Origin of the sequence: Herbidospora sp. NBRC 101105 (assembly GCF_030269205.1) — a bacterium.
In the GTDB taxonomy this organism is placed as follows: Bacteria; Actinomycetota; Actinomycetes; order Streptosporangiales; family Streptosporangiaceae; genus Herbidospora; species Herbidospora solisilvae.
In genome coordinates this window covers 1,084,376-1,103,391 of the sequence record NZ_BSSX01000001.1, presented here as the reverse complement: position 1 = coordinate 1,103,391, position 19,016 = coordinate 1,084,376, and the positions used below count along the sequence as shown (strand labels likewise).

Annotated in this window: 12 protein-coding genes; 5 read left to right on the top strand and 7 right to left on the bottom strand. The window is 70.2% G+C overall.

Translation table 11 applies throughout. The annotated features are described in order from the left end of the window. Positions 1-47 precede the first annotated feature (47 nt). Complete coding sequence (locus QSK34_RS04955) at positions 48-3,026, bottom strand: lamin tail domain-containing protein (RefSeq protein WP_285580369.1); 2,979 nt, start codon at positions 3,024-3,026, stop codon at positions 48-50. A 351-nt stretch (positions 3,027-3,377) separates the two neighbouring features. Between QSK34_RS04955 and QSK34_RS04950 the strand changes: the two genes are divergently transcribed. Then, positions 3,378-3,782, top strand: coding sequence for a DUF732 domain-containing protein (locus QSK34_RS04950; protein WP_285580367.1), 405 nt, complete (start codon positions 3,378-3,380; stop codon positions 3,780-3,782). Positions 3,783-3,922: 140 nt separating this feature from the next. Here the strand turns inward: QSK34_RS04950 and QSK34_RS04945 are convergent, their stop codons facing one another. The 4 genes from QSK34_RS04945 to QSK34_RS04930 form a co-directional block, all read right to left on the bottom strand. Continuing rightward, complete coding sequence (locus QSK34_RS04945) at positions 3,923-5,857, bottom strand: Xaa-Pro dipeptidyl-peptidase (protein ID WP_285580365.1); 1,935 nt, start codon at positions 5,855-5,857, stop codon at positions 3,923-3,925. Positions 5,858-5,980: 123 nt separating this feature from the next. Further along, positions 5,981-7,129, bottom strand: a complete 1,149-nt coding sequence (locus QSK34_RS04940; protein ID WP_285580362.1) for an ROK family transcriptional regulator — start codon at positions 7,127-7,129, stop codon at positions 5,981-5,983. 51 nt (positions 7,130-7,180) lie between these two features. After that, entirely contained in the window at positions 7,181-8,665 is a 1,485-nt protein-coding gene (locus QSK34_RS04935) for a glycoside hydrolase family 36 protein (protein ID WP_285580360.1), read from the bottom strand. Between the two features lie 115 nt (positions 8,666-8,780). After that, positions 8,781-10,133: an ABC transporter substrate-binding protein gene (locus QSK34_RS04930; RefSeq protein ID WP_285580357.1), complete on the bottom strand. Its 1,353-nt coding sequence runs from the start codon at positions 10,131-10,133 to the stop codon at positions 8,781-8,783. Positions 10,134-10,269: 136 nt separating this feature from the next. Between QSK34_RS04930 and QSK34_RS04925 the strand changes: the two genes are divergently transcribed. Beyond that, complete coding sequence (locus tag QSK34_RS04925) at positions 10,270-11,589, top strand: hypothetical protein (protein WP_285580355.1); 1,320 nt, start codon at positions 10,270-10,272, stop codon at positions 11,587-11,589. Positions 11,590-11,598: 9 nt separating this feature from the next. Continuing rightward, positions 11,599-12,756 (top strand): Gfo/Idh/MocA family protein, encoded by a 1,158-nt coding sequence (locus QSK34_RS04920; RefSeq protein ID WP_285580353.1) that lies wholly within the window; start codon positions 11,599-11,601, stop codon positions 12,754-12,756. On the opposite strand, the gene QSK34_RS04915 is transcribed toward QSK34_RS04920, so the two are convergent. Both QSK34_RS04915 and QSK34_RS04910 read right to left on the bottom strand, forming a co-directional pair. Continuing rightward, complete coding sequence (locus QSK34_RS04915; protein ID WP_285580352.1) at positions 12,726-13,589, bottom strand: carbohydrate ABC transporter permease; 864 nt, start codon at positions 13,587-13,589, stop codon at positions 12,726-12,728. The genes QSK34_RS04920 and QSK34_RS04915 overlap by 31 nt on opposite strands. An 11-nt stretch (positions 13,590-13,600) precedes the next feature. After that, a complete protein-coding gene (locus QSK34_RS04910; RefSeq protein ID WP_161478377.1) occupies positions 13,601-14,488 on the bottom strand; it encodes a carbohydrate ABC transporter permease in 888 nt (295 codons plus the stop codon). A 145-nt stretch (positions 14,489-14,633) separates the two neighbouring features. Between QSK34_RS04910 and QSK34_RS04905 the strand changes: the two genes are divergently transcribed. Together QSK34_RS04905 and QSK34_RS04900 are read left to right on the top strand one after the other, a co-directional pair. Beyond that, a complete protein-coding gene (locus QSK34_RS04905) occupies positions 14,634-16,976 on the top strand; it encodes a DUF4832 domain-containing protein (protein WP_285580348.1) in 2,343 nt (780 codons plus the stop codon). Beyond that, positions 16,976-19,000 (top strand): DUF4832 domain-containing protein, encoded by a 2,025-nt coding sequence (locus QSK34_RS04900; protein ID WP_285580346.1) that lies wholly within the window; start codon positions 16,976-16,978, stop codon positions 18,998-19,000. Before QSK34_RS04905 ends, QSK34_RS04900 begins: the two co-directional genes overlap by 1 nt. The last annotated feature ends 16 nt before the right edge of the window (positions 19,001-19,016 follow it).

The following is a 19,016-nucleotide window of genomic DNA, read 5'->3' as shown; positions in this document are numbered from 1 at the left end:
CCCGCGACCCCCGGGCGAGGGGGGTCACGGGCTCACGGGGGAACCGGTCAGAAGGTCTCGCAGCGGCCCTCGACGTTGACGTTCGCGCCGCGCAGCGGACGCGCCACGTCGGCGCCCTCGCCGCAGTCGAACGTGTCGGCGTCGTTGCCACCCTGGACGAGGTCGTCGCCGCCGCCCGCGTTCACCACGTTGGCGCCGTTGCCGGCGTCGATCCGGTCGTTCCCGTCGCCGGTCGTGATCGTGTCGTCGCCGCCCTGGCCGACGACGCAGTCGTCGCCGCCGTAGCCGGTGATGACGTCGTCGGCCGAGCGGCCGATGATCAGGTCGTCGGCGCCGGTGCCCGACACCGCCGTCGCCCCGGCGGCCGCGACGACGACATTGCGGACCACGATGTCGCCGCAGGCCCCGGCCGGGACGCCGGTCGCCCTGAGGGTGACCTCACCGGTGTGCTCGATGCCGGTGATCCCGGCGACGGTGCCGTTGCCGGGCACCTCGGTCAGGGTGACCGAGCCGCCCGCGCCCGCGGTCAGCGTGACGGGGGTGCCGTTGACGGTCACCTTCACCACGGCCTGGCCGGTGAGGGCGGAGACGGTGGACGTCCTGCCGTCACCGGTGATCCGGTAGGCGCCCTCGGTCAGGGCCACGGTGCCGAACACGCCGGTGAGCTGGACCACCGCCGGCGGGTCGCCCGCGCCCACGGTGACCAGGACGCCGGCCGGGGCGGCGGTGTCCGAGACGGTCACGGTCCGGCCCTCGCGGGCGAGCACGCGGCCCGAGGTGACGCCGTCGGAGAAGGTCTCGTTGGCGGGGTCGCCCTTCTTCGGGTCGATCCCGTCGTCGATGCCGTCGTCGTCGGCGTCGAGGTCGAGGGGGGTGCAGTCGATCGTGCCGGTGCGCAGCGCGTGGCCGCCGGTGTTGGCGTCGTCGGTCCAGAAGACCGGCTTGCGGCCGCCGACACACTCGGCCCGCGCGGCGGGGGTGAAGCCCTCGTTGTTGAGGTTCGGCATGCCGGACGGGCGGTCGTACACGACCGTGGCGGCGAACTTGCCACTGGCGTTCACGTCGAACAGCGCGGCGCGGCCCTGGCAGGTGTCGTCGCAGACGACCCAGAGCTTCCGCAGTTCGGGGTCGTAGGCGAGCTCCATGACGCCGGGGAAGCCGCTGGCGATCGTGGCGACCCGGGTGAACGCGGCGCCGTTCTGGTCGAGGGCGTAGGCGTACACGCCGCCGGTGCCCTCGACGCCGACGAGGAACAGTCCGTCGCCGTGGTCCGGATAGTCGCCCGGCCGGTACGCCGCCCCGGTGCGCTCGTCGACGAAGCCCTCGGCGGTGAGGTAGGAGTCGGGCACCCACGTGATGGCCTCAAGCCCGGCGTTGGCGCCGACGGCCGGCAGGTCGGCGGTGAGCACCCACTCCTTCGTGGCGGTCAGGGTGCCGTCCCCGCCGGCCGGGTCGAACCGGAGGACGGCGGGGCGGCTGACACCGCCGACGCCGTTGTCGCGCTCGGTCGAGACGAACACCCCGGCCGGGGTCACCGTGACGCCCTCGGCGTCGGGGTCGCCGAGGCCGGTCGGGAACTTCAGCGGGTGGGTCTCGGCGGGCGTCCAGACGGCGCCCTTCCTCTCCAGCCGGTAGAGGGTGCCGGGCCCGTTCTTGACCGCCCACAAGGAGCCGGGGCCGGCGTCGCCGGAGGGCTGGTAGTACAGGCCGCTCATGTTGCCGCCGAGCACGCCCGCGGCGTCGGCCGTCGCGACGCCGGCGCCGCCGGGCCACGGAGTGCCGGCCGGTGTGGTGGAACCACACGCGTTGGCCGCGCCCTTGGTGGCGGCGGTGGTGTCGGTGAACGCGCCGGTGCCGTCGGGGCAGCGGCCGTAGGTGGCGGTGGCGTGCGCGGGCCAGGTGTGGGAGTCGACGAGGGTCAGGCCGTCGGCCGAGTAGAGCCGCGCGGAGTCGGCGGCGCCGAGGCCGTAGGAGAGCTCGACGTCCACGGGCAGGAAACCGCCGGGGGTGATCGTGCTGCCCGCCGGGATCGTGTGGACGTGGGTGTCGTCGTTGTCCTTGACGATCCAGCCCGACACGTCGACCGGCGCGGCGCCGGTGTTGGTCAGCTCGACCCAGTCGCCGGGCGTGCCGCCGTTCGACTCGACCTCGTTGATCTTCACCGTGGAGGCCGGCGCGCCGCAGGTGTTGGCCGCGCCCTTGGTGGCGGCGGTGCTGTCGGTGAACACGCCGGTGCCGTCGGGGCAGCGCGCGTAGGTGACCGCGGCGTGGGCGGCCCAGGTGTGGGAGTCGACGAGCGTGACGCCGTCGGCGAGGAAGACCCGCACGGAGTCGGCGCCGCCGAGACCGTAGGCGACCTCGGTGTCGAGCGCCAGGAAGGCGCCGGGGGCGACGGTCGTGCCGACCGGGACGGTGAGGACGTGCGTGTCGTCGTTGTCCTTCACGAGCCAGCCGCCGATGTTCACCGGGACAGGTCCGACGTTGACCAGTTCGACCCAGTCGCCCGGGGTACCGCCGTTGGACTCGATCTCGTTGATCTTCACGAACGCCGAGGGGGTGCCGCAGTCGTTGGCCGCGCCCTTGGTCGGGGCGACCGTGGCGGCGAACTCGCCGGTGCCGTCAGGGCAGCGGCCCCAGGTGACGGGCGCGTGCGCGGCCCAGGTGTGGCTGTCGACCAGCGTGACGCCGTCGGCGAGGAAGACCCGCACGGAGTCGGCGCCGCCGAGACCGTAGGCGACCTCGGTGTCGAGTACTAGGAAGGCGCCCGGGGCGACGGTGGTGCCCGCCGGGATGGTGAGGACGTGCGTGTCGTCGTTGTCCTTGACGAGCCAGCCGCCGATGTCGACCGGGACGGTGCCCGTGTTGGTCAGCTCGACCCAGTCGCCGGGGGTGCCGCCGTTGGACTCGACCTCGTTCACCTTGATCGAGGGGACCGGGTCGGCCGCCCATGCCTGGGTGACGAGCAGCGGGACGGCGGTCAGGAACGGGAGGGCTAATGCGACGGTCCGCCGCCAGGTCTTACGCAATGTGGGCTCTCTTCCACGGGGAACGTGCCAAGAGCCTGGTGGACGCTGCTGACGGGAAGGCGAATGTCCGGCGAACAGTGGGTCCTTTTCCTGGTGCTCTCAGGCGAGTCCGCGGCCTTGTCGCCGAAGGGGTCGCCGTGCTGAGCCAGGAGGCGGCAGCGCGAATCGGCGGCGCCCGGCCGCAGACCATGCTGACCGAGGTCCAGACGTGAAAGCCTGCGGCAGGCGCTCGGGAAGGCTGTCCTCCCGGAGTGATCGTCACTGGATTTCGAGGGCGCAATGCCCTGGTTTACGGGTGCACGTTTGGACAGTCCTGGACAGATCGGATCGCGAGGGTCGTACGGTGCGGGCATGGAGCTACCGCCGAAGAAGAAGACCAGCCTGATGTGGAAGGCCTTGGGCGGTGTCGTAGCCGGTGGGGTGGCATTCCTGGTGGTGGACGGCTATCTGGCTGATCCTGAGCCTGTCTCGGCGCCGGACAGGACGATCACGCTTGAGGTGTCGAGCCTGCCGAGAATGACGGGAGAGCAGCGAACCGAGTACCTCGCGACTTTGTCGACGATCGATCAGGGGCTGGTCGTGAATGAGGATCGGGCGGTGAGCCGCGGCGAGAGCACGTGCCTCGACATTCAGCAGGGCGTGCCTGAAGGTCAGGTACTGAAGAACCTCGAGGCCCGGATCACTGAAGGGGACACGACCGTGAAAGTCGAAGGTGCGGCGTTGATCCTCGACGCGGTCAAGGCGTGGTGTCGCTGACCTGCACCATGTGATGGCCTGGTGGTGTCGCTGACGGAAGGCGAATGTCCGGCGAACAGTGAGCGAGCAGGTGGCCCGGGAGAACGAAGCGACGGCCCGGCGGCGTGGAGCCGCCGGGCCGTCGCCGGTTTCGGAGCGGTTTACCAGAAGCGGTATTCCGGAGCGGGCCACTCGGGCTCGGCCGGGGCGACCCACGGAGCCGCGCGGCGGGCGCGGACGTCGGCCTCGGTGATGGTCTCACCGGGGGCCAGGACGAGCGGGATGCGGACGCGGCTGCGCTGCAGGTCGACGGTGACCTTCGCGCCGGTGGCGGGCTCGCCGCTGTAGGTCGAGTCGGTGCCGGCCAGGACCAGGCCGATGCGGTGGCCGGCCTTGAAGGTGTAGTCCTGCGGCAGGGTCAGCCACTTGACCTCGCCGTACGAGCCCACCGTGAGGGGGTTGGAGGTGCTGATCGAGTCGCGGTTCTGCACGTCGATCCAGCCGCGGGCGACGATCTCCAGGGGGGCGGTCGTCATGTTGGTCTCGACGTCGAAGTAGCAGCCGTCGTCGGCGGCGGTCGACTCGCCGTAGCAGCTCTGCGTGGTCAGGTTGCGGATGCCCTGGTTGCTGCGCCAGTTGATGCGGGTGTCGGTGCCGAAGTCGACGAGGAGCGCGGTCAGGTTGCTGGTCGGCTTGTCGAGCTTCACCTGGAGGCTGATCTCCGGGGTGCCGGACATCCGGATGTCCTTGGACAACTCGCTGGTGGTGAAGGCGACGCGGCCGGCGGCGGGGGTGGTGATGTTGGCGACCATCGTGTTCTCCGACTGGCGGACGTCGGTGAAGGTCGCGGTCTCGCCGTTCTGCGCCTGGACCAGGCCGAGGGTGCCGTCGGCGGCCGGGCGGAACAGGTGGTTCTGGGCGGCGGGCTCGGGCCAGTCGCGCAGGGTGATCCAGTCGGTCCGGCCGGTCTGCACGTCGGCGCGCGGCTGCTTCATGACGTCGTTGCTGACGCCGACGAGCCAGTAGTCGAACCAGGCGTGCAGGGTGTCGACCCAGCGGTCGCGCTGGCCCTCGAAGTCGAAGGGGTCGACGTGCTGGGTCTGGCCGACCCAGATCTTGCGCGGCACGCCGTTCTTGGCCAGCGCGTCCCACCAGACGGAGAAGTTGTCCGGCTTGACGTTCAGGTCGTTGACGGTGTGCACGACGAAGACCGAGGCCTTGACCTTGGAGACGTCGGCGAGGCTGCCCGCGATGTAGTCGCGCTCGGCCCAGTAGGCGTTGTAGTTGCCGGTGTCGTCGCCGTCGTTGGCGTCGGCGTAGGCGCGGACCGCGGCGCACTTGGCGTCGGGGTCGGTGTCGACGGCGTTGCCCAGGTAGGACTGGTAGTTGAAGTTGTAGATCACGCCGTTCATGCGCTGGTACTTGTACCAGGAGCTGATCGCCGAGATCGGGACGATGGTCTCCAGGCCCTCGACGCCGGTCGCGGCGACGCCGTTGGCGAGCGTGCCGTCGTACGACTTGCCGATCATGCCGGCCTTGCCGGTGCTCCAGTCGGCCACGGCCGGGGTGACGCCGTCGAGCTTGGTGGCGGTGGCGCGGCCGTTCAGCCAGTCGATGACGGCCTTGCCGCCCAGGATGTCGGCCTTGCCGCCGACGTCGGGGCAGCCGGTCGACTTGGTGGTGCCGATCATGTCGACGGCGAGGAAGGCGTAGCCGCGCGGCACGAAGTAGTTGTCGTACCAGAGCGGGAACTTCACGATGTTCCCGTTCGCGTCGTAGACCTTGCGCTCCGCCTCGTTGCCGCGGCCGGAGTTGTCGTAGTAGGGGCTCTCATCGATGATCGAGGCGACCTTGAGACCGGGGCCCGACTCCTTGGGGCGGATGATGTCGACCCGCACGCGGTCGAGGACTCCGTCGGAGTCGCTGTCGACGGTCGACTCGACGAGGACCGACTCGCGGATGGCGTCGGCGTAGGAGAAGACGGGCTGGGTGCGTCCGTTCTCCACGGAAATGGCGGGGGCGGCACTCGCCTGGACGGGGGTGGCGATGGCCACGACCAGTCCGACGGCGACGAGGGCGGCTCGCAACGGTGGCACGAAGAGCCTCCAGAGACAGGGGAATTACCCCAAATCTCTTTGAAAACCCTCATAACAGACAAGATCAGGTTACGGCTTTGACACCACCTCGTACTGGATGTGTGACATGGCACTAGGCGCGGGTCACGTTGTCAGAGGCGCGGGCATTCCGTCGGCGAAGAGCTGGGCGTCGATCTGGTCGAGCGCGATGCGCAGCGCGCCGAGCGCCACGCCGTCGGCGCCCAGGTTCGAGGCCCTGACCTCGGGGACCCGCAGGCACAACCGCTCCAGTTCCTGCAGGAGCGGGTCGATGATCAGGTCGGCCGACCGCGAGTAGCCGCCGCCGAGCACCACGACCTGCGGGTCGAGCGTCAGCACGAGCGCCGCCGTTCCGACCGCGAGGTCCTTCGCGTAGCGCCGCAGCGTGGTCAGGGCGTCGCGGTCGCCCTCGCGGGCGCGTTCGAAGACCCAGGCCGCCTTGTCGTTGGGGTGGACGTCGGCGGGCATGCCGGGGCAGTTCTCCAGGCGGGAGGGGGCCGTCAACCAGCGAAGCGTCTTGAGCGCGCCGATCTCCCCGGCCGCGCCCCCGAAGCCCCGCCGCAGGGTGCCGTCGATGATGAGGCCGGCGCCGATGCGCATGCCCGCCTGGAGGTAGACGATGTCGTCGGCGTCCTGCGCGGCGCCCTGCCAGCGTTCGGCCACGGCGGCGAGCTTGCAGTCGTTCTCGACCGAGATCGGGCAGCCGAACCGGGCCGCCAGGTGGTCGGCCGGGGAGACGCTCGCCCAGCCGGGCAGCGGGGTGAACAGGGAGGTCCGGCCCGACGCGTCGACCGGGCCGGTCACCCCCACCGTGATCGCCCAGATCTGGCCGGGCGAAAGGCAGGCCTCGGTCAGGCAGTCGGTGAGGGCGGCGTCGAGGACCGCGAGCCGTTCGGCCGGGTCGGCGTCGGGGTCGACCGGCAGGCGGCGGCTGCGCAGCACCTCGCCTTCGAGGTTCGACAACAACACCAGTATCTTGTGCGCCCCGATGTCGACCCCGAAGACGTGCCCCGCGTCGGCGTTGAAGCGGTAGCGGCGGGCCGGGCGGCCGACGGTGCTCCCGTCGGGTTCGACGACCTTCACCCATCCGTCGGTCACCAGGCCGCGCACGACGACGTCGGTGCCCGGCCGCGACAGGCCGGTGCGGCCCGCGAGTTCGGTGACGGTGGCGGGCGGCTGGCCCCGCATCGCCCGGACGATGCTGAGCGAGTTGAGCTCGCGGAGCCTGCTGACATCGGCTCCGGCCGCGTCCACCACCATTGCCCCCTAATTATGCTTTGAGAAAGCGTAATTCTACCGGTCGTCTCACGAGATCGGATACTGCTGGCCGGGACTCAGCGCCCCGGTGAAGTCGACCTCGCGGCCGTCGACGGTGAACCGGTAGCGACTGTTCTGGACGATCTCCGGCCGGTCGGTCAGATAGGCGCGCAGGCGTTCCAGCTCGGCGGGGTTGAGCCACGAGGGCGGGTCGGAGATCGCGCGGAAGCCGCAGATCGCCGCCAGGTCCTGCAACCAGGCCATCTGGGTGTCGGTCAGCAGGTTCAGGCGGCTGCGGAAGTAGACGATGTCGGGGTCGACCTGGAGCAGCGGCGCGTGCCACAGGCGGTGGAGGGTGTTCACGACGGCGTTGTAGGCCATCGCGTCGGAGGGGTCGTCGGTGGCGTAGTTGGCCCACATCGGGGCGACGTCGGGGCCGCTGCGCATGCCGTCGACGAGGCCGAGCGAGGGCAGCAGCAGGCCACCGCTGCCGAGCAGGTAGACGTCCGGTCCGGCCGCCTCCCGGATCAACCGGAGCCCGTCGCGGTACGCCCGCTCCCGCGCCGCCCCCGAGTGCCGCACCCCCGGGACGGCCCCCGCGTTGATGAAGTCGAGCTTGAGATAGGTGAAGCCCCACTCGTGCACCACCCGGTGGATCAGCGCCCGCAGGTGCTCCTGGACGCCGGGGTGGGTGAGGTCGAGCGCCCAGTAGGCGGCGCCCCAGTTGTGCCCGGCCTCGACCGGGTTCCCCGCGGCGTCGCGCAGCAGGAACTCCGGGTCCGGCTCGGCGCCGGGCAGCACGATGAAGGGGGCCAGCCAGAGCCCCGGCCGCATCCCCGCCGCGCTGATCCGCCCGGCCAGCGCCGCCATGCCCGAGGGGAACTTGGCGTTGGGCTCCCAGTCGCCCACGATCCGCTGCCACCCGTCGTCGACCTGCACGACGTCGTAGGGCAGCCCGGCCAGCCCGGCGATGTCCTTGCCGAGCTGCTCCTCGGTGATGCCCTCGTAGTAGGCGTACCAGGTGCACCAGACGTTCCCCGCTTGCCGGTCGCTGCTGCCCAGCCGCCCGGCCAGCTCCCGCGTGTAGGAGGCGAAGACCTCCCTCTCCGGCCCGTACGCCAGGAACCACGGCGCGCCGTCCTCCTCGCACCACCCGGCGAGGGTGTCGTGGTCGGCGGCCAGCCGGGGGGTGCCCAGGCCGAGCGAGCCCAGCAGGAGCACGTTTCCGTCGGGCCCCTGGAGGGCGGCCACGGCCGAGGAGTGGTGGCGGGCCGGGTCGTCCCAGACGGTGTCGTCGGCGGTCAGGCGGCGTTCGGGGTTGGCGATCCGCAGCGGGGGCTCGCTGAGGCGGCGCCAGCCGCAGGGGCTCCACGAGTTCTGGCCGTGCCGGTAGAACAGGGCGTCGGCGAGACCGTGCAGGACCGCCACCCGGCCCGGCGGCAGGATCAGGCCGCCGGCGACGGGCTCGACGGACGCTGAACCGGTCAGCTCGACCGCGAAGACGCGGCCCGCCAGGTCGACGAGTTGGGGCATGGCTCTCCTCATGGGAAGCGAGACGCGGACGGCCGAAGGCCGGCCGCGTCTCGCGCTCGGAATCTGCCTTCAAGACAGGGCCCGGCGGGGCGTGTGAGTCCGGCCGGGCGGGCGGTCAGACGAACAGGGCGTTGACCTGCTGGTTCGCCTTGGTCAGGGCGTCGGCCGGGGAGATCTGGCCGAGGATCACCGACTGCAGGGCGTCCTGGACGATCTGGCTGATCTCGGTGCCGTGGTCGGTGATCGGCAGCAGGAAGGTGCCGCCGGAGGTCTTGGTGTAGTCGACGTACACCTGCACGTCGCGGCCCTTGGCCTTGTGGGCGGCCAGCGCGCGTTCGGTGGCGCTCTTGACGGCGGGGAAGACCACGGCGTTGTCGCCGACCAGGTTCTGGCAGTCGGCCGAGCCGAGGTACTTCACCCACTTCCAGGCGGCGTCCTTGTGCTCGGTGCCCGCCCAGATCGCGTCGGACAGGCCGTTGATGGCGCTCTTGCGGGTGCCCGACGGGCCGACCGGGAGCGGGGCGAGCGCGAACTTCTGCTGCGCGCCCTCGCCGAGGTAGGTGTTGATGGTCCAGGAGCCGGCGATGGTCAGCGCGGCCTTGCCGGAGTTCATCACGGCGTCGATGCCGAGCGTCGACTGCTTGTCGAACTTCGGCGCGAAGCCCTTGTCGGTCAGCGCCTTGTACCAGGCGATGGTCTCGACCAGTTTGGGGTCGTCGTACTTGTACTGGGTGCCCCACGGGTTCTTGTCGAGGTAGACGAACCCGTTGGCGGCGGCGAGCTCGCCCCAGCCGTTCTGGCCCTGGGAGCCGTCGTTCCACTCGGGCAGGTAGCCGTAGACGGCGACGTCGTCCTTGTCGAAGGCCGGGTCGAGGCCGTTGCGCCCCTTGGAGTCGACGGTGAGCTTGGCGATGACCTGCTCGAAGGTGCCGCCGTCCTTCGGGTTCCAGGTCATGTCGGCCAGGTCGGCGGGGTCGACGCCGGCCTTGGCGAGCAGGTCGCTGTTGTAGACGACCGCCTCGGTGTCCCAGTCCTTGGGCAGGCCGTAGCGCTTGCCGTCCTTGGTCCACAGGTCGGCCAGGCCGTCCTGGTACTGGGTCAGGTCGACCTTGTCGGCGTCGACGTAGGGCTGGATGTCGAGGATCTGCTGACTGGTGACGAACTGGGGGTAGTAGCTGACCTGGTTGGTCCACACGTCGGGGGCGTCGCCGGCGGCGAGCTGGGTGGTCAGGTTCTGCCAGTACTGCGCCCACGCCGTCTGGGTGATCTTGACGGTGATCCCGGGGTTGGCGGCGGCGAAGGCGTCGGCGCAGGCCTGGTAGCTGGCCTGCTGGTTGTCGTCCCAGAGCCAGTAGTCGAGGGTGACCTGGCCGCCACCGCTTCCCGGCTCCTCGTCCGCGCCGCCGCAGCCGGTGAGCGCCAGCAGCCCGCACAGCAGGGCCGCGCCGACCCGCTTCCTGTCGATCATCGAGGTACCTCTTCCTGGGGGGACGTGGCCGAGGGGCCAGAAAAGTTCCCTCTTGCCTTGGTGGCTCTCCCGAATAATGATGTGGCTCATCGAAAATTTGTCAAGGCTGACTCATAAGTCTCGCACTGGAGGCCCGATGGTGCCCCGACCTGCCCGGATGCTCTTAGCCGCCCTGATCACCGCGGTTCTGCTGGTCACCCCGGCTGAGGCCCACCCCGGCTGGCGGCCGCTCGCCGCCGGTCAGGAACCCGCCGCCAACCCCCTCAAGGGCTTCATCCCGTACGCCGGCGACCACACGACGTTCCCGCACTCGATGGAGTGGTTCTACCTGCCGCTCAACGCGGTCATGACCGGCCCCCGCCGGTTCGACTGGCGCGCCCTGGAGGAGGGACTCGACGCCATCGCGGCCCGGGGACACCAGACCGCGTTCCGCTTCTACCTCGACTATCCCGCCAAACCGAGCGGCATCCCGCGGTTCCTGCTCGACCAGGGGCTGCTCACCCGGCCGTACGACGACTTCGGCAACGACGGCCTCAGCGTGTCCCCCGACTACGACGACCCCCGCCTGGTCGCCGCGCTCGACGCGTTCATCGCCGCGCTCGGCCGCCGCTACGACAGCGACCCCCGGATCGGCTTCGTCCAGCTCGGCCTGCTGGGCTTCTGGGGCGAGTGGCACACCTGGCCGCACAACGGCGACCCGGGCACGGAGAACTGGTTCGCCTCCCCGGCGTTGCAGCAGCGGGTGCTGCGCGCCTACGACGCGGCCTTCGACGAGACGCGGCTGATGGTGCGTTATCCGGGCGCCGACAACGCGCCCCTCGACATGGGCTACCACGACGACTCGTTCGTCTTCTCGACGCTGCCCGGTCCGGGCTGGCACTTCATGGACCTGATGAACCAGGCCGGCACGGCGGACAAGTGGAAGACCAACACGGTCGCCGGGGAGCTGCGGCCGGAGCTGCAGGGCTGCCTGTTCTCGGGGGCCTGCGAGGGCGACTTCGCGGGCAGCGTCGCGCAGACCCACGCGACGTGGCTGCTCAACCACTACGCCTTCAGCCCGGGATACACGGGCGCGGCCTACGACACCGCGCTGGCCGCGGCCAAGTCGCTCGGCTACTCGTTGCGGGTGCGCGAGGTGCGCATCGGGGGCCCGGAGGTGGCCGTACGGATCGAGAACGACGGAGTCGCCCCGTTCCCCTACGACTGGCCGGTGCAGGTGGCCGCCGTCAGGAACGGCCGGATCGCCCGGACGTGGACGACGTCCTGGAAGCTGACCGGCGTCCTGCCCGGCGCCCCGGTCGAGCTGAGCACCCGGCTCCCCGGCCTGAAGAAGGGCGACCACACGCTGGTCATGCGGGCCGCCAACCCGCTTGGGAACGGCGTGCCGCTACGCTTCGCCAACGCCGGGCAGGACACCACCCTGACCGGCTGGCTCACCCTCGGCCGAACGCACTAAGGACGCGACATGCATGACCTCCGCCTGGGCGTGATCGGCGCCGGACAACGCTCCACCCTCGCCGCGACCGCCCACCGCCCAGGCCGGGGGTGCCGGATCACCGCCGTGTGCGACACCGACCCGGCCGCCCTGACCCGGCTCCCCGCGGAGCGCACCTTCACCGACTACCGCGACCTCCTGGAGAGCGACGTCGACGCGGTCCTCGTCGCCACGCCCGACGACACCCACGCCGAGATCGCCGTCGCGGCGCTGCGCGCCGGCAAGACCGTCTACCTGGAGAAGCCGCTCGCCATCACGATCGACGACTGCGACGAGGTGCTGCGCACGGCCGCCGAGACGGGAACCCGCCTGTACCTGGGCCACAACATGCGGCACATGGGCGTGGTCCGGCTGATGCGCGAGGTCGTCGCCCGCGGGGAGATCGGCGTGCCGAAGACGATCTGGGTGCGGCACTTCGTCGGGCGCGGCGGCGAGTACTACTTCAAGGACTGGCACGCCGACCGCCGCCGCACCACGGGCCTGCTCCTGCAGAAGGCCGCCCACGACATCGACGTGATCCACTGGCTGGCCGGCGGCTACACCGAACGGGTCAGCGCCTTCGGCGACCTCATGGTGTACGGCGACCTCGACCGCCGCCCGCCGGGCACGCCCCCGGCCGAGGGCTGGCTGCGCGAGTGGCCCTGGCCGCCGGAGTCCTCCACCGGCCTGCACCACCGCATCGACGTCGAGGACGTGTCGGTGATGAACATGCGGCTCGACAACGGCGTCATCGCCGCCTACCAGCAGTGCCACTTCAGCCCCGACTACTGGCGCAACTACACCGTCATCGGCACCCGCGGCCGGCTGGAGAACCTGGGCGACGGGCCCGGCTCGGTCGTGCGGGTGTGGAACAGCGGGCAGTCGGCCTACCGGGAACCGGACGCGACGTACCGGGTGCCCGAGGCGGCGGGCGGCCACGGCGGCGCGGACGAGGCGATCATCGAGGAGTTCCTCCGGTTCGCCCGCCACGGCGGGCCCACCGACACCTCGCCGGTGGCGGCCCGGATGAGCGTCGCGGCCGGCTACCTCGCCACCCTGTCGCTGCGTGACGGCGGCACGCCGTTCGACGTGCCGCCGCTCGACGCCGCGACGCTGCGCTACTTCATGCCGGAGAAGTTGAGCGACTGAACCAGCCGACGGCCGAGGAAGACGAGCAGCAGCAGGACCGGGACGACCGACAGCACCGACCCCGCCATGAGGCCGGTCCAGTCGGGCGCCCGGTTCGGCGACTGCTGGAGGAACACCCCCAGCCCGACGGTGAGCACGCGGGTCTCCTCGGCCTTGCCGACGAGCAGCGGCCACAGGTAGTCCTTCCAGCTCCACACGATCGTGGTCAGCCCGATCGTGATGAGCGGCCCCCGGCTCATCGGCAGCACGATGCGCCAGAACATGCCCCACCGGCCGATGCCCTCCAGCGTCGCGGCCTCCTCGACGTCGCGCGGGATCGACAGGAAGAACTGCCGCAGGAAGAACACCGCGAACGGCGTCATGAGCAGGCTCGGCAGCACCAGCCCGGGGAAGGTGTTGACCAGGCCGAGCTGCTTGACCAGCACGAAGTTGGGCAGCAGCGTGAAGATCGGCGGCACCATCAGCGCCGCGACGATGACGCCGAACACCAGGTCCCGGCCCGGGAAGCGCAACCGCGCGAACGCGTAGCCGGCCATCGCGCAGCAGAGCGTCTGCACGACCGCGATGAGACCGCTGTAGAGGAGCGAGTTCGCCGTGTAGAGCAGGAAGTCGATCTCGGCGCCCGACCCGCCCGCCGCCCTGGCCTCCTCCGAGGAGACCAGGCCGAGCACGCGGGTGAAGTTGATCAGGGTCGGGTTCGACGGCCAGAGCGCGGTCGAGTCGCGGAACAGGTCGGCGGCCGGGGTGAGCGCCGTCCGGATCATCCAGTAGAAGGGGAAGACGGTCACGACGAGCGCCGCGGCCAGGGCGAGCCAGGAGACGCGCTTCAACATGGGGGGACTCCTTAGCCCAGGTCCGACCGGGACGCGCGCAGCATCCGCATCTGCACGGCGGTCAGCACGCCGAGGACGACCACGAGGACCATCGCCACGGCGGCGGCGTAGCCCATGTGGAAGTAGGTGAAGGCCTGCTGGAAGATGTAGTAGTAGATGACGCGGGTCTCCGGGATGGGCGCCTTGCCGCCGTAGACGACCGCGACGGTGTCGAAGATCTGGAACGAGCCGATCAGCGACACGACCAGCACCAGCGCGATGATCGGCCGCAGCAGCGGCAGCGTGATCGACCGGAACATGCGCACCTCCCCCGCGCCGTCGATGGAGGCGCTCTCGTAGAGGCCCTGCGGGATCTGCAGCATCCCGGCGTACAGCAGCAGCGCCGTGTAGCCCGTGTAGGCCCAGCTGTTGACCAGCGCGACCAGCGGCATCGCCCACGTGGGCGAGTTGAACGACAACGTCGTGTCGAGGCCGGCCAGCCCGAGCAGGTGGTTGACGAAGCCCAGGTCGGGGTCGAGCAGCCAGGCCCACAACAGGCCGATGGTCACGTTCGGCACCAGCCACGGGACCAGCAGCGCCGCCCGCAGCACGACCGACCGGGTCAGCCGGTGCATCAGCGCGGCCAGGCCCAGCGCGATCAACGTCTGGGAGCCGATGTTCACCACGACGTAGTAGGCGGTGACCTTGAGGGCGTTCCAGAACTGCTCGTCGCCGACCAGCTCGCGGTAGTTGTCGGCGCCGACGTAGGCGGGGTCGTTGAGCAGGCTGTAGTCGGTGAAGGAGTACCAGACGCCGCGGACGGTCGGATAGGCGTAGAAGATCAGGAAACCGATCAGCACCGGCAGCAGGAACAACCAGCCGGCCACCCGGTCGTCACGCTTCCTCAGAACCGCCTGCATGCGCGCCCCTTTCCGGAAGTAATGATGTAGGCTAGCGAAAATTTGTCAAGAGCTAATCATAAGTACCTCACGGAGGGTTGCGAAAGCGAAGATTCCTGTTTGTAATTCGTTACGTCCAGGTTTCGATGTGAAAACCGAGGCCCCCATGAAGCGATGGCTCGCCGCCCTGACCGCCCTCACGACCCTGCTCCTGGGCCAGGCCCTCCCCGCCGAGGCCGCGGCCGGTCCGCCGCCCCGGCCGCCCGCCGGTCCGGCCCCCGACACCTCACTGACCACCCACACCTACACGTACGCCAACACGCCGGTCGGCCAGCCCCTCAAGGGGTTCGCGCCCTACCTGTTCCCCGGCGACGACTACGGAGCGAAGTTCCCGGGCGGCGTCCTGTGGAGCTACTTCGCCCTCAACGAGGTCATGAAGGACCCGTCGAGCTGTTCGGTCTTCGACTGGACGGTCTTCGAGAAGGCCCTCGACGAGGCCGCCGTCTGGGGCCGCCAGCTGGCCTTCCGGTTCTACGTCGAGTATCCCGGCGGCACCGGCTCCCACCCGGGCAACGGCATCCCGCCCTGCCTCAACGGCAAAATGGCCCTGCGCACCAACGGGTTCTGGGGCACCGTCAGCCCCGACTACGACGACCCCGACGTCATCGCGGCGTTCGTCGGCTTCATCAACGCCTTCGCGGCCCGCTACGACGACGACCCCCGGGCCGGCTTCATGTCGCTGGGCCTGGTCGGCCTGTGGGGCGAGTGGCACACGTGGCCGTACGACCGCGACACCGCCGACGGCTACCCGAACCTGATGCCGAGCGACACCACGATCCGCACCCTGATCAACGCCTACGACAACGCCTTCGACCACCTCCAGCTGGAGGTGCGCTACCCCGGCCTGGCGGGCGCGGAGTCGGCCGACATCGGCTTCCACGACGACTCGTGGCCCTACAAGGAGTGGCGCGGCAACCAGCTCAAGAGCATGACCCTGCCCCGGTCGATGAACGGCTGGGACGACGCGTTCACCCAGATCATGCTGGACACCGGCACCGAGAACCGGTGGACCGAGCAGTCGATCGGCGGCGAGGCCCGGCCCGAGATCCAGGGCTCGCTGTACGCCAACTACCCCGCCGGCGGCGGCCAGGTCGACGACGTGCTCGCGGCCACCGAGCTCACCCACATCTCGTGGATGATCAACCAGACCGGGGCGGGCGGCTACAGCCCGACCGACCCGAAGGTGGCGGCCGGGGTCCGCAAGATGGGCTACAACCTGCACATCCCGCAGGCCAACTTCAACGCCTCCGCCGGTTCGACGTTCAAGGTCGGGGTGACCGTCCAGAACGACGGGGTGGCCCCGTTCTACTACCCGTGGACGTTCGTGCTCGGGCTGCGCAACAGCGCGGGGACCGTGGTGAAGACGTGGGACACCGACTGGGACATCCGGACGGTCCAGCCGCTGCGGATCCGCGCGTTCCCCGACTGGAACACCGCCGAGTACCTCGACTTCGGCCGGCCGGTGAACTTCTCGGCGAACCTCAGCACGTCGGGGGTGCCCGCCGGGACGTACTCGCTGGTGCTGCGGGTGCGCAACCCGCTGGAGGCGGTCACCCAGACCGTGCTGCGCAACCGGCCGGCCGCGACGCGGTTGTCCGACTTCACGATCGACCGGTGGCGGCCGCCCTATCCGCTGTCGTTCGCCAACGCCAACCAGGGTTCGGACGGCTGGGTGAACCTCGGCGCGGTCAGCACCGGTGGCGGGCCCTGCACCGGCGACTGCACCGCGCCGACCGCGCCCACGCTGACCTCGACGGGCAAGACCTCGTCGTCGGTGTCGCTGGCGTGGAGCGGGGCGACCGACAACGTCGGGGTCACCGGCTACCAGGTGTACCGGGGCGGCACGCAGGTCGCCGCCGTCACCGGGACGACCTACACCGACTCCGGCCTGCCGGCCTCGACGAGTCACGCGTACACGGTCAGGGCGCGCGACGCGGCGGGCAACCTCTCGCCGGTCAGCAACACCGTCACCGTCGTCACCGACCCCGGCGCCTCCTCCGGCCTGGTGCTGGACGATTTCAACGGCTCCCCGGCCTATCCCTCGCAGAACGACCTGGGCAAGTGGACCGGCGGCAACTGCTTCCTCGACGGCGGCGGCTCCGGCGTCGTCACCGGCGGCGCGCTGAGCCTGCGGTACAACAACTGCGGCTGGTTCGGCAGTGACGTCGGGGTCGACCTGACGTCCAAGACCCACCTGGTGATGCGGGTCAAAGGCGCCTCCGGAGGCGAGCAGACCCACTTCAACCTGGGGCTGGGCGGCTCGACCAAGGTGTTCGCCGACTACACCCTCGACGGCGGCGGGCACCCGGTCATCACCACCGCCTACCAGGACATCCGCATCCCGATGGCAGCCAACGGGATCAGCAGGAACTCGCCGAGCCAGCTCGCCATGGGCTTCTGGTACGGCGGCAACTCCACCGTCACCATCGACGAGATCCGGTTCGAATGATGCCGAGAAGAACGATCGCCGTGGCCGCGGCGGCCGCCCTGGTCGTGACCGGGCTGGTCATCGGCACCGCCGAGGCCCAGACCCGCACCTACCAGGCCGACCTCGCCACCGTCATCGCCAACCCCGAGCGCGGCTACCACAACCGCTACGAGATCATCGACGACCCGGCCGTCAACGACTACGTCAACGCGGCCACCATCCCGGGCTTCAACCCCGACCTGCTCGACCGCACCTTCACCCGGGCGAGGCAGAACGGCAACACGCTCGTCCACAGCTACCTGCACCTCGACAAGTACAGCGGCACCGACACGCTCCCGCAGGCCCTGCTCGGCAACCTGGCGAGCGGTCTCGCGGCGGTCCGCGCGGCCGGCCTGAAGATCGTGCTGCGCCCGGCCTACACCTGGGACGGCTGGGCCTCCGTGCCCGAGGCGCGCATCCTCGGCCACATCACACAGATCGGCGCGGTGCTGACCGCCAACGCCGATGTGGTGGCGCACCTGGAGACCGGATATCTGGGCGCGTGGGGCGAGTGGCACACCGGCAGTTACTCCGACCCGTTCAACCAGGACCAGTACGCCACCCGGCTCCGCATCGTCACAAGGATCCTGGAGACGACCCCGGCGACGATCCCGCTGGCCATGCGCTACCCGATCTTCATCAAGGAGATGCTGGACGCGCCCTCGCTCACCCAGGCGCAGAAGGACCGGATCGGCTTCCACAACGACTGCTTCCTGGCCGACTACAACGACATGGGGACCTACGACAACAACTCCTGGATGGGCTGGTTCGACATCGAGGTCAAGAAGCAGTGGATGTACGACCGCATGACGTCCACCGGCTTCAACACCATCACGGGCGGGGAGACCTGCAACTCCGACGGCTACAACGACGCGGCCGGGGTCAACGTGCAGGCCGAGATGTCGAAGCTGAACTTCACCGAGATCAACGAGGACTACGCGGCCGTCAACACGAACAAGTGGAAGGCCACCAACCTGGCGGCGTCGGGCAACGACCCGGCGGAGACGGCGTTCGTCCGGCTCAAGCGCAAGATGGGCTACCGGCTCCGCCTGGTGAACGCGGACTTCTCCGACTCGGCGCAGCCCGGCGGGCAGCTCACCTTCTCGGCGAACCTGAGCAACGACGGGTGGGCCGGGCCGGTCAAGCAGCGCCCGGTGTTCCTGGTGCTCGACGACGGCGCCCGCCGGTACGACATCCCCGTGCCGGGTCTCGACCCGCGCCGCTGGACACCCGGCGCGCACACGCTGGCGACCCAGACGGTGACGGTGCCGCCGAACGTGGTGCCGGGGTCCTACCGGCTGGGCCTGTGGCTGCCCGACCAGGCCGCCGGCCTGCGGTCGCGGGCGGACTACTCGATCAGGTTCGCCAACACCGGGACCTGGCACGCGGCCGGCGGCTACAACGTGCTGGCCACGAGCTTCACCGTCGGCCAGTGCGCCCCCACCTGCCCCTCACCCTCGCCGTCACCGTCACCGTCACCGTCACCGTCACCGTCACCCAGCCCATCTCCGTCACCTTCTCCATCGCCCTCACCCTCGCCCTCGCCGTCTCCGACGGGGCTGGTGCTCGACGACTTCAACGGGACACCGGCGTGGCCGTCCCAGAACGACCTCGGCAAGTGGACCGGCGCGAACTGCTTCCTCGACGGCGGCGGCTCCGGGGTCGTCACGGGTGGCGCGCTCAGCCTGCGGTACAACAACTGCGGCTGGTTCGGCAGTGACGTCGGCGTCGACCTGACGTCCAGGACCCACCTCGTGGTCCGGGTCAAGGGCGCCTCCGGCGGCGAGCAGAACCACTTCAACCTGGGTCTGGGCGGCGCCACGAAGCTGTTCGCCGACTACACCCTCGACGGCGGCGCACACCCGGTCATCACGACCACGTACCAGGACATCCGCATCCCGATGGCCGCCAACGGCATCAACCGCAATTCGCCGAGCCAGCTCGCCATGGGCTTCTGGTACGGCGGCAACTCCACCATCACCATCGACGAGATCCGCTTCGAGTAGGAGCGCGCGGCCACCG

Bases quoted from the DNA above. Each gene is read 5' to 3' on its own strand.
- QSK34_RS04930 (WP_285580357.1), bottom strand. From the start codon at position 10,133: ATGATCGACAGGAAGCGGGTCGGCGCGGCCCTGCTGTGCGGGCTGCTG.
- QSK34_RS04910 (WP_161478377.1), bottom strand. From the start codon at position 14,488: ATGCAGGCGGTTCTGAGGAAGCGTGACGACCGGGTGGCCGGCTGGTTG.
- QSK34_RS04925 (WP_285580355.1), top strand. From the start codon at position 10,270: ATGGTGCCCCGACCTGCCCGGATGCTCTTAGCCGCCCTGATCACCGCG.
- QSK34_RS04950 (WP_285580367.1), top strand. From the start codon at position 3,378: ATGGAGCTACCGCCGAAGAAGAAGACCAGCCTGATGTGGAAGGCCTTG.
- QSK34_RS04900 (WP_285580346.1), top strand. From the start codon at position 16,976: ATGCCGAGAAGAACGATCGCCGTGGCCGCGGCGGCCGCCCTGGTCGTG.
- QSK34_RS04920 (WP_285580353.1), top strand. From the start codon at position 11,599: ATGCATGACCTCCGCCTGGGCGTGATCGGCGCCGGACAACGCTCCACC.
- QSK34_RS04935 (WP_285580360.1), bottom strand. From the start codon at position 8,665: ATGCCCCAACTCGTCGACCTGGCGGGCCGCGTCTTCGCGGTCGAGCTG.
- QSK34_RS04915 (WP_285580352.1), bottom strand. From the start codon at position 13,589: ATGTTGAAGCGCGTCTCCTGGCTCGCCCTGGCCGCGGCGCTCGTCGTG.
- QSK34_RS04905 (WP_285580348.1), top strand. From the start codon at position 14,634: ATGAAGCGATGGCTCGCCGCCCTGACCGCCCTCACGACCCTGCTCCTG.